Below are 10,411 nucleotides of genomic sequence, written 5' to 3'. Positions count from 1 at the left end.
AATACCATATACAAATTACAAAATAATAACAAACAACAAAAAACAACTAACAACAAACAACCAACAACTAACAACCAACAACTAACAACCAACAACTAACAACCAACAACTAACAACCAACCACTATCCACTAACCATTCTTCCTTTCAACTTTGTTTGCCAATCGCGAATCGCTCTTGCAGTTCTTTCTGTAGGCGTCAAGTATTCTGCTTCTTCGCTGACACTTCGAGCATTGACTCCCAATCTTTGAGTTGTTAAACAGTCAGTCAAAGTGGGCAAGTGATTTTCCATGTCCAAAGCCCAAATGACATCATCAACCGATTTAAAACGCTCTTCTAAAGAAAGTTTGAGCATTCGCTCTAAAATTTGAGCAAAATAAGCACTAACGTTTATCTCTTTTTGCCAACATATCTCACCTGTTTTGACATCATACTCAAATTCCAGAGGTAGTTTTTCAGTCAAAAGATAAAGACAAGTTACACCGAGTGCGTAAATATCACTGGCATAAACTGGACGCAAGGAAAGCTGTTCTGGCGGAGCAAATCCCATCGTTCCAATAAAATTGGTATTTGCAGGTACATCCGTTGGTGTTCCATTCTTTAACACCAACTCTTCTTTGACAGCACCAAAATCAATGAGCACTAACCTTCCGTCATCTTCACATCTAAGTAAGTTATGAGGTTTGATATCTCTATGAATGACATGATGTTTATGTATATACCGCAATACTGGCAGCAATTCTCGCAAAAGTTTTTTCACTGCGGCTTCACTGTATAAACCAGTCCGTTGAACTTCCTGTGCTAAGTTAAAACCTTTGACATATTCTTGAACTAAGTAAAATTCCCCACTCACTTCAAAGTAGTCTAAAAGCATGGGAATTTGAGAGTGACTTCCTAATTGAGCCAATGTTTTTGCTTCTTTTTCAAAGCGTTGGCAAGCACGTTTCCAGCTATTGATGTTGTCCACTTTCGGACAAAGTTGTTTAATAACGCAGAGTGGTTTCCCAGGTAACACTGCATTCCTGGCTAAGAACGTGACACCAAAACCACCTCTCCCTAAAATCCTAAGTATTGTGTAGCGATCGCAAAATAGCTGTTTAGTCCCGCACAGTTGACCTAGCTGAGTCCGTTGTAAAATCTCAGCGTGGGACTTAAGTACTTCTGGTGAAGAGCCGTTCATCGGACAAAAAGGAAGTTGAGGTAAAACACTTATTATATGCGTTTTTCTGATTCGTCAAAAATATTTTTCTACAAAGGGTTGCACTACCGTACAGGTTTAGTTCCGTATAGTCAAATATGGGCAGACATAGCTTTCTATAACAGATAACTGCCCCGATCGTTCGCGGAACGCTCCACTAATTGCATCACTTTCACCTCCTATTCGTAGGATACCTATAATGGATTTACAATTACGGGATTTGCTGTCGGGCTGCTTGTTTTATGATGAAACTATATACGGCTAATGAATGCGAATAAATTTGTAGCTCAGCAGATTAGGAAACGCTTATTGATTTTAAACCTCATTAAAACTCTGAATAGTAGGGAAGCCTTCTGCTTCAAAGGAGTGATTCCCCGGTCTTATAGAAAACAGCGTTTGCATTCGGGCTGCTTGAGATGCTTTCAACTCAGCAGTGACATCTGAAATAAAAAGAATTTTCTCTGGTACCGTTCCAATGGTAGATGCTATCTTAGCATAGCTCTGAGCTTCTCGCTTGGAACCAGTTTGAGTATCAAAGTAACCACTAATAAAACCCGTGAGGTCGCCCTCTTCGCTATAACGAAAGAGAAGTTGTTGTGCTTGAATACTTCCAGATGAGAAAATATACAAATGTTTGCCAGCACTTATCCAACGTTGAAAAGCAGGCTTGACATCTGGAAAGATTTGCGATCGCAGTCTACCATCCCGATACCCCTGCTCCCAAATCTTACCCTGTAACGATTTCAAACCAGTCGATTTACGGTCAATCGAAATCAGATAATGAATATAAGGAACAGCACCCATCACATCAGTTTCTTGCCAATAAGGTACTGACACTTCCCGTGCGAGATCGTTTTCATACTCCTTTCTCAACAGTTGCAGATCGGTTTGAACTTTAGGATCTTGCTGATGGGTTTTGAGAAAATCAGTCACGCGATCGCGTGCAAACGGAAACAACACTCCGAACACATAATCAACTGGAGTCGTTGTCCCTTCAATATCAAGAAGAATTACTTCTGCATTATCTAAAGTCATTTATTGTTAGTGGTTAGTTGTTAATACCATTAGCAATTAGCCATTAGCAATTAGCCATGAGCCATTAGCCATGAGCCATTAGCCATTATCGACATCCCAAGCTATCGCGAGTTGCTACGGATGTAACGGGATTCACTCCATCAGCGCGTTCGCACATCAACTTCGCTTCGTAAGTGTCTAGGATTGCACCAGAAAAATCGGCTCCTGTAATTTTTGCACCGTTGAAGCGACTGCTTGTTAGAATTGCATCCGTAAAAATGGCGTTCGTTAAATTGGCTTCAATAAAGATGACACGATCGGCGAATGTTCCTGAGAGATCGGCTCCTTCCAAATCTGCTTTCACACATGACCCCTTAGTCATAATAGTTCCTCTCAGATTTGTTCCTCGGAACTTTGTCTCCTGCATATTTGCTCCTGCAAGGGATGTTCCTTCTAAATTTTTGTTGGAAAAGTCTTGATATCGTAAATCAGCCAGGGTATAGTTAACGGTATTTTCCTGTGCCATTGCGGGAGAAATGTCTAACAGTAACCAGCACCCTGTCAGCAACAAAAAAAGCAGTACGCCAACGATGAATTTTAACCAAGCCTTTACCTGACGCTTCATCCTTAAGTTCCAGAACTTGTACTCCATTCCAATATTTACAATACTATTAAGTTACACTCTTATGCATCGCTTTGCAGAGGACTTAAACTGGCAAAGTCAAACAACTGAGTGTCGGCAAGATGGGATGGGCAAACATTTTGAACGCTGCGGAACAAACTTTCAATTCTACCAGGGTATGATTTTTCCCAAGCTTGGAGCATCTGTTTTATTTGTGCTCTTTGCAAATTCTCCTGGGAACCACAAAGACTGCATGGCACAATGGGAAACTTTCTGAAGTTCGCGTACTGTTCAATGTCGGACTCGGCGCAGTAAGCTAATGGTCGGATAACTATATGTTGCCCGTCATCACTCAAAAGTTTTGGTGGCATTGCTTTGAGTTTTCCTGCATAAAACATATTGAGAAATAAAGTTTCCAAAATATCATCCCGATGGTGTCCCAAAGCTACTTTAGTCGCGCCTTCTTCACTTGCAACTCTGTAGAGAATGGCTCGTCGCAGGCGAGAGCATAAACTGCACTTGGTCTTCCCCTCTGGGATAACACGTTTTACAATACTGTATGTGTCTTCTTCTACTATCCTGTAAGCCACTCCTAGAGATTCTAAATACTCTGGCAGCAGGTGTTCTGGAAATCCAGGCTGCTTCTGGTCTAAGTTAACAGCAAGAATATCAAATTTCACTGGAGCCTTACGCTGGAGAGTGAGCAGCAGGTCTAGCATTGTGTATGAATCTTTACCACCAGATACGCAGACCATGACGCGATCGCCATCCTCAATCATGTTGTAGTCTCCAATGGCTTTTCCTACTAAAGTACGTAAATGTGCTTCGAGTTTTTTAAAGCTTTTTGAGCTATGAACCTCCGTTGTTTCCATAGGTTATTCTCCAAAGAACGCTCGTATTTATTTTAGTCGGGTAGCATAAACCATTCTCTGACTGGCAGAAAAATTGCTATTCCTTAAGGAAGGATTTTTATTTTGCCAGTGCAAAAGCAAAACTCAAGTAGTTAACTTTGCATTTTTGAATCAAGGAGCGATCGCCAATGTCAGAATTCCAGAGAGTCTCACTTCGCCCAATGGACGAGTATAACCAGACATTGGTATCCTACGTGCATCCACCCACTTGGGTCAATCCTCAACCTGCCGATTGTTATGACTTAGTCGTTATTGGTGCCGGTACAGCAGGATTAGTCGTAGCCGGAGGTGCAGCACTTTTAAACGTAGGCTTAAAAGTTGCCTTAATTGAAAAGCACCTTATGGGAGGAGACTGTTTAAATTTTGGCTGCGTACCATCCAAATCTATCATCCGGTCATCTCGTGTGGTAGGAGAAATGTGGAACGCAAAAAAATTTGGTATTAATGCGCCCAAATATGTTGACGTAGACTTTACCACTGTTATGGAAAGGATGCGACGTGTAAGGGCAAAAATCAGCCCTCATGATTCAGCAGAACGTTTCCAAAAAATGGGTGTGGATGTCTTTTTGGGTAGTGCGCGGTTTGCCAGCAATGATACTGTAGAAGTTGGAGAAAAAACTCTCCGCTTTAAAAAAGCCGTCATTGCTACAGGCGCGAGAGCGGCACAACCCTCAATTTCAGGAATTGAAGAAGCAGGATACCTAACCAATGAAACTGTTTTTTCTCTGATCCAAAAACCCCAACGTTTAGCAGTGATTGGTGGTGGTCCTATTGGTTGTGAATTAGCACAAGCTTTTCGCCGTTTTGATTGTGAAGTAACGCTCTTCCACCAAGGAACTCATATCCTTAGTAAAGAAGATACTGATGCTGCTGAGATTATCCAAAAAGTTTTTGCTAGAGAAGGAATTCGCCTAGTATTCGGAGGAAAAATACAACAAGTCGAAAAAACTAACGAAGGCAAAACGCTTTACTTCAGTCGCAATGGTAAGACAGATGTTCTCTCTGTTGATGATATTTTAGTTGGTACGGGACGCGTTCCAAATGTAGAAGGATTGAATTTAGATGCCATTGGCGTAGAATACGATCCCCATCAAGGTGTGAAGGTCAATGATTATCTTCAAACGACAAATCCCAAAATTTATGCAGCCGGTGATATATGCATGAACTGGAAATTTACTCACGCAGCTGATGCAGCCGCAAGAATAGTCATCAGAAATGCACTCTTTTCTCCTTTTGGGTTGGGGCGTCAAAAACTCAGTAATCTCGTTATGCCTTGGGTAATTTATACCGATCCCGAAATTGCCCATGTGGGAATGTACGAACGTGAAGCGCAAGAAATGGGCATTGACGTGGCGACGATTAAAATTCCTTTTACGGATGTCGATAGAGCAGTGACTGATGGCGAAGAAGAAGGATTTATCAAGATTCTTCATCCAAAAAAGAGCGATCGCATTCTTGGTGCGACAATTGTTGCTCGTCATGCAGGTGAGATAATTTCTCAACTCACCATCGCTATTGTTAACAAGATAACTTTAAGTCAATTAAATCAAGTTATTTATCCTTATCCAACGCAATCTGAAGCTATTAAAAAAGCAGCAGATACGTACTATCTTTCTAATACTTTGACACCAAATACAAAACGATTGCTCGCTTGGGTAAAACAGTTTTCTTGATAGGGGTGAGGGATTAGGGCTAGGGGTAGGGCAAACGCATTAAAATTTGTCGTGAAGTCAAATTTCCAACATAGATCGTCGCAACACTGATAACCTCAAAGCAATGCGGGAAGTTGCTGTCTACTTATTTGCTGAAGAAACTGGTTAGGAGGAAACACGCAAGATTTATAAGATTTTAATACCTTTGCCCTACTCGCCACTCCCTACTCCCTAATAATCATATGATGTTTCGAGTCAAAACTAATTTTGCCTTGTTGTTGTAATTTACCTATAAGTCTTGTAATTGTTACTCTAGTGGTACAGCAAGCGCTTGCAAGATCTTCGTGAGTCAACCGAAAATTTAAGCGAGTTCCTTCCGCAACTGATTGACCAATTTCTTGTTTTAAAAATTGCAACAGATAATGAAAGCGATCTTGTACCCTTCGTCTGCCACTAATTACTAAAAATGATTCTGTTTGCCGTAAGCGTTGATTGATTTTTGGAATTATTGTATTGCTAATTTTTGGCGAAGTGGCAATTTCTGCTAAGTAGATTGATACCATCTCTACGTCAGATAAAGCTATTGCTTGATAGCTGTGTAGTGCAGTTAAACTTGAACCAAAAATCATGCCTTGCCCTGCTAATCCAACTAGCACTTCTTCACCTGTATCACATAACGTGCTTAGCTTAATCAAACCTTGATGAACGCACCAAATTGTACTTGAGTTAAGAGGGATAGTTTCTCCTTTAGCATACTTATACCTCTCTCTGCCTTGAGTAAAGTCACAGCGATCGTCAGAAACTGTTACCTCTTGTAAATTTCGTCGTGTTATGTCTCTTAACAACCAACGCAGCGAGCTCGGCACTCCTTTCGCATCGCGAACAACACCCACTGTCATTGCTGCATCAAAAAACTCTCCACTGCGTTTCTGCCAGCATAATACTAGCTCCGTGACTTGGTCGCGTTCATAAAGTTGAAACAAAAAGCTGCGAAAAGTTGGTCGATCTTGTAATGCCACATAGTTAGTTATGGGTTTCCCTACCAGATGTTGTTGTGGAACGTTAAGTAGTTGACTCGCCGCACGATTTGCTTCTTGAATAATGCCAAGGATATCCGTCACTAAATAGGCATCTGGTGCAAACTCAAATAAATCTTGGTAGCGTTGGCGTTCCGCTTCAAGCAAATTACGTGTTTCTATGAGTTGTTGGTTCTGTTGGTGTAATTCCTGTGTCGCTATCCTCACCATTTCCGAAGCACTGCCAAGTTCAATGAGTGCCTGCGGCAGTATATCTGGCACTATAGGTGTGTTGTTAATACTTTGATACAAGTTTGTTAGGCGCACTTGCATTCCCTGTACGCGTTGCGTGAATCTGTCGATCTCTAGCTTGTCTATATTCACTGGTATAACCTGATACAAAGCATAACTATCAAGTGGTTAGAAGTTAGTGAATTGGAAAACCTACCTACTCACTAAGTACGGGCGCATACCTTGCGCCCGTAGTAATTACTAACTATTATCTACTTCCTTTCTGCTCTAGAATTACTAAATTTTTGTAGGGTAGCCACCCCTATGCGTCGGTTAAGCGCATTGAGAGGAGTCTCATTGGGCAATGTCCCCCAACAACAAATGTGCGGCATGCCCTACCTACGTCTTGAGGTAATTGTCTGGTAGAAAGGGAATATTAACCACTCTTAAAGTTCCGATGGTGTATTTGGGGCAACAGTTTCCCCAGTACCTATATTTAATACCAGATCCTGTTCGGTAATTAAATCTGAGAGTTCCTTAACTTGCAAATTCATATCCTCACACGCTTTCCGTAATTCTCGTGCGAAAGTGTTAAGGTCATCTCCATAGCCACATTGGTAAGCAGCAGTTTCAATTCCCTGCTTGGCATTCGCTCTTGCACAATCTACTAGTTCAGTACCTTTTAATGGTGTAGGGGATGCCATATTCTTAGTTATTTGTTCTTTAGTGCTTTTGTTAGATTATCAACTACAAAGGTAGCGACTCATCCTTCAAATGGTGGACTGTAGGCTCTAACTGCAGAATTTTTTAAGGGATTTATCATTTTGCTAGGCACTAATTGTTGGCTGATACAATAGGTTGCGAGTGGCTACCATGCTTGATACTAAAAGATCCATATCTTCTTGGGTATGGATGGCATTCACCGTAATGCGAATTCGGGGTTTAGCAACAAACCAAATGGGAGATACCCAAACACCATGGTTTTTCATGATTTGTCTCCCAAAAATTTTGGGATTGATCTCTGGTGGTAAAACAACTGGAACAACATTAGTTTCGCCAATTGCCATAAAGCCTTGCTCGCTCAAGCGCGATCGCAAGTAGCGGGTATTTTCCTGCAGTTTTTTCACTCGTTCTGGAAATTGCCTTACTTGGCGGATACTCTCTAATGCTGCTGCTGCCAGTGGTGGCGATAACGAAATTGTCCCTATAGAGGTTGGGGAGACATTTAACAGTGGTTTTAACTCTGATACATGAGTGCTGATTGCAGCCCCTGCTGAGGCAGCAAATTTCGAGAACGTTGTCATAATTAAAGGTATAACGCCTCGCTCAATTGCGTAAGACGGTAAAATATCAAAGTGTTCGTATATTCCTCTTCCTGTGGCACCAAGAGCACCGCTTGCATGGGCTTCATCCATCAGGAGGACGCTACCTTCGTACTTACGCATGACTTCGATCATTTCTGGCAGGGGAGCAATATCGCCATCCATGGAAAAGACTGCATCAGAAACAACTACAATGCGATCGCTGGGACGGACGTGCCGATACATTTTCCGAGCCAAATCTTCTGTGTCACAGTGGCGGTAAGCTTTGACTCGGACGCGAGGGCTGTGACCAAATACTTTACCGGAACGAGTTCCTGCATTTACTACTGCTGAGACAATACAGCCGTGATTGAGGACATCTGTGAAAATTACAGTTTCTCTTGTATTCTGAAATCCAGGTACTGGGATGGCTAAGTGACAGAAGGCATCCATAAAAGCTTGCATTGCCATCCAAGCATTTAAAAACAATTGTGTATGTGGCAAATGTTTAAAAGCGGAAATTTCGTCCTCTAACTGTTGGTGTAAATCGATACGACCGCTTAAAACCGAGCAAGAACTGTTAGATGTGCCGTACTTTAGAATAGAATCAATCGCAGCTTGCTTGACTGCTTCTTCTTGAACTAGTCCTAAAATGTCGTTGCTACAGAAACTGAGAACCGTCCGACGTTCACCAGTAGCCACTTCTGTAATCTCTACCAAATTCCCCTGCTTTTGATGACAAATAAACTCATCTGGATCGAGTCCACTCTCGTACCAACGCTGCACGTACTCTTTGACAATTTGCACTCTTATACTCCTCTCACCAAACATTGTTTGTCCCGCAAGACAGGTGTCTTTTAGCTATGGAAAGTGAATAGGCAGCGATCGCTGTCTTCTTCCATGTTCCTGATTTGTAGGCGTTACCGCCCACCCCAATTTTGGGGTTAAGTGTGCCTTGGGTTGTGATTTAATACATTTTTACATGAATTTTTGATATTACTGGATTATCAGTTATTTTCCTCTATGGACACGACTTAGGTATAGTGTTTGCCTGCTCTTCTATGACCACTACAATGGCGTAGTTGGTTCCCATGTTTTTGTGCTTGTGTTGTTTATTGCTGCTAAAATACATAAATGTGTAATTCCTCTGTATGACCCTATTCGTCTTAGTAACCGTGTAATTTAGCAGTACGGTATATTTTCATTATGTGAACTTGTTCACCTCAGTATTTGTTGAAATTTCAGAATTATCAAAAATATCTCATATTTTATCGATGTTACGCGATCGCAAGCTGTTAGTGCTGCTATTAGCAGGTTCTCTGACAACAATGGCGGGGGGAATTATTGCCCCCGTATTGCCAGAAATGGTGCAACAACTCAACCTCAATCCGGGGCTAGCAGCTCACTTACTTAGCATTCACTGCTTGACAAATGCTGTGTTTAGCCCTTTTCTGGGTATCCTGGCAGATCGAGTAGGTGGCTTGCGTGTTTTGATAGCTTCATTGCTCCTCTATGCTCTGTCTGGTACGGCGGGAGCTTTTATGCGATCGATAGAGCCATTGTTAGCGACACGAACTTTGCTTGGCATAGCAAGTGGTGGAATTGCTGCGGCGAGTCTGGGCTTATTAGCTGGGATGTATGAAGGTCAGGCGCGAAGTCAAGCCTTGGGTCAAGCAACGAGTACCCTCACAATTGCTGGTATTTTCTTTCCTCTATTAGGTGGTTGGATAGGCTCATCTAACTGGCAGTGTACCTTTTATTTATACAGCTTGGGATTGCCACTAGCAATTTTGGCTGCCTCAATTTTAAGGACAAAGCAGTCCAAACAGAAAAAATCAAATGCAGTTCCAACCCGTGACAAGCTCCGCCAAGTTTTTGGTGATCGATACACACTGTGGTTGTTACTAACCCTTGGGTTGGCTTCTATCGTAATGTATTCTGTAGTTATCTACACACCTCTATACCTGAAACAAACCATAGGAGTTGGAGCAGTTCTCAATGGAGTTGTTTTAGCATCACGAGCAGTTGGGGCTGCAGCCATATCAGCCTTTGGTGCTCGACAACTCGCCAAGAATATAGGCACAGAACGTTCGATAGCAATTGGATTTGGGTTAATGGCGCTGACGGTGGCAACAATTCCCTTACTCCGAGAACTCGGCTTAATTTTGATAACAGCAGTGCTTTTTGGTGTAGGTTTTGGTATTGTCATGCCCAATCTCTACAGCATTCTGGCTTCTCTGGCTCCTGTAGAACTGCGATCAACCGTGCTTGCTGCCGGAACAGGCGCAGGCTTTCTGGGTCAGTTCCTTTGTCCCATCCTGCTTGGATCTACAGTTAATTATGGTGGAATTGAAGCAATATTTTATACATCAACCAGTTTATCTGTCGCGGCTGCACTGCTGCTGATATTTTTTTCTACAAATAGTAAATTGGCAAAAAATAGGGGGTAGGGATGAGGGGGTAGGGA

Annotated in this window: 9 protein-coding genes; 2 read left to right on the top strand and 7 right to left on the bottom strand. The window is 42.1% G+C overall.

Annotated features, from left to right (window positions below):
- Positions 1–123: 123 nt before the first annotated feature.
- The 4 genes from F7734_RS58710 to ttcA form a co-directional block, all read right to left on the bottom strand.
- The gene (locus F7734_RS58710) at positions 124–1,179 is read right to left on the bottom strand and encodes a serine/threonine-protein kinase (protein WP_155753397.1); all 1,056 of its coding nucleotides are present in this window, start codon (positions 1,177–1,179) and stop codon (positions 124–126) included.
- Positions 1,180–1,512: 333 nt separating this feature from the next.
- Positions 1,513–2,232, bottom strand: coding sequence for an acireductone synthase (gene mtnC / locus F7734_RS58705; RefSeq protein ID WP_155753395.1), 720 nt, complete (start codon positions 2,230–2,232; stop codon positions 1,513–1,515).
- 85 nt (positions 2,233–2,317) lie between these two features.
- Positions 2,318–2,836: a pentapeptide repeat-containing protein gene (locus F7734_RS58700; protein ID WP_155753394.1), complete on the bottom strand. Its 519-nt coding sequence runs from the start codon at positions 2,834–2,836 to the stop codon at positions 2,318–2,320.
- Between the two features lie 59 nt (positions 2,837–2,895).
- Entirely contained in the window at positions 2,896–3,705 is an 810-nt protein-coding gene (gene ttcA / locus F7734_RS58695) for a tRNA 2-thiocytidine(32) synthetase TtcA (RefSeq protein WP_155753392.1), read from the bottom strand.
- 167 nt (positions 3,706–3,872) lie between these two features.
- Between ttcA and F7734_RS58690 the strand changes: the two genes are divergently transcribed.
- Complete coding sequence (locus F7734_RS58690) at positions 3,873–5,417, top strand: mercuric reductase (protein WP_155753390.1); 1,545 nt, start codon at positions 3,873–3,875, stop codon at positions 5,415–5,417.
- Positions 5,418–5,620: 203 nt separating this feature from the next.
- Here F7734_RS58690 and F7734_RS58685 read toward each other — a convergent pair whose 3' ends face one another.
- From F7734_RS58685 to F7734_RS58675, 3 genes are all read right to left on the bottom strand, one after another.
- Positions 5,621–6,796, bottom strand: coding sequence for a PAS domain-containing protein (locus F7734_RS58685; RefSeq protein ID WP_347566475.1), 1,176 nt, complete (start codon positions 6,794–6,796; stop codon positions 5,621–5,623).
- A 293-nt stretch (positions 6,797–7,089) separates the two neighbouring features.
- The gene (locus F7734_RS58680; protein ID WP_155753388.1) at positions 7,090–7,347 is read right to left on the bottom strand and encodes a hypothetical protein; all 258 of its coding nucleotides are present in this window, start codon (positions 7,345–7,347) and stop codon (positions 7,090–7,092) included.
- Between the two features lie 123 nt (positions 7,348–7,470).
- Positions 7,471–8,751 carry an aminotransferase class I/II-fold pyridoxal phosphate-dependent enzyme gene (locus F7734_RS58675; RefSeq protein ID WP_166482812.1) on the bottom strand — a complete coding sequence of 427 codons (1,281 nt, stop codon included), beginning with the start codon at positions 8,749–8,751 and terminating at the stop codon, positions 7,471–7,473.
- A gap of 401 nt (positions 8,752–9,152) precedes the next feature.
- Between F7734_RS58675 and F7734_RS58670 the strand changes: the two genes are divergently transcribed.
- Positions 9,153–10,394, top strand: a complete 1,242-nt coding sequence (locus F7734_RS58670; protein WP_347566474.1) for an MFS transporter — start codon at positions 9,153–9,155, stop codon at positions 10,392–10,394.
- The last annotated feature ends 17 nt before the right edge of the window (positions 10,395–10,411 follow it).

This window comes from Scytonema sp. UIC 10036, from assembly GCF_009725235.1.
The sequence above is the reverse complement of the archived record's forward strand: the minus strand, read 5'-3'. Positions and strand labels throughout refer to the sequence as shown.

Coding starts and splice junctions, on each gene's coding strand:
- F7734_RS58710 (WP_155753397.1), bottom strand. CDS start 1,179: ATGAACGGCTCTTCACCAGAAGTACTTAAGTCCCACGCTGAGATTTTA.
- mtnC (WP_155753395.1), bottom strand. CDS start 2,232: ATGACTTTAGATAATGCAGAAGTAATTCTTCTTGATATTGAAGGGACA.
- F7734_RS58700 (WP_155753394.1), bottom strand. CDS start 2,836: ATGAAGCGTCAGGTAAAGGCTTGGTTAAAATTCATCGTTGGCGTACTG.
- ttcA (WP_155753392.1), bottom strand. CDS start 3,705: ATGGAAACAACGGAGGTTCATAGCTCAAAAAGCTTTAAAAAACTCGAA.
- F7734_RS58690 (WP_155753390.1), top strand. CDS start 3,873: ATGTCAGAATTCCAGAGAGTCTCACTTCGCCCAATGGACGAGTATAAC.
- F7734_RS58680 (WP_155753388.1), bottom strand. CDS start 7,347: ATGGCATCCCCTACACCATTAAAAGGTACTGAACTAGTAGATTGTGCA.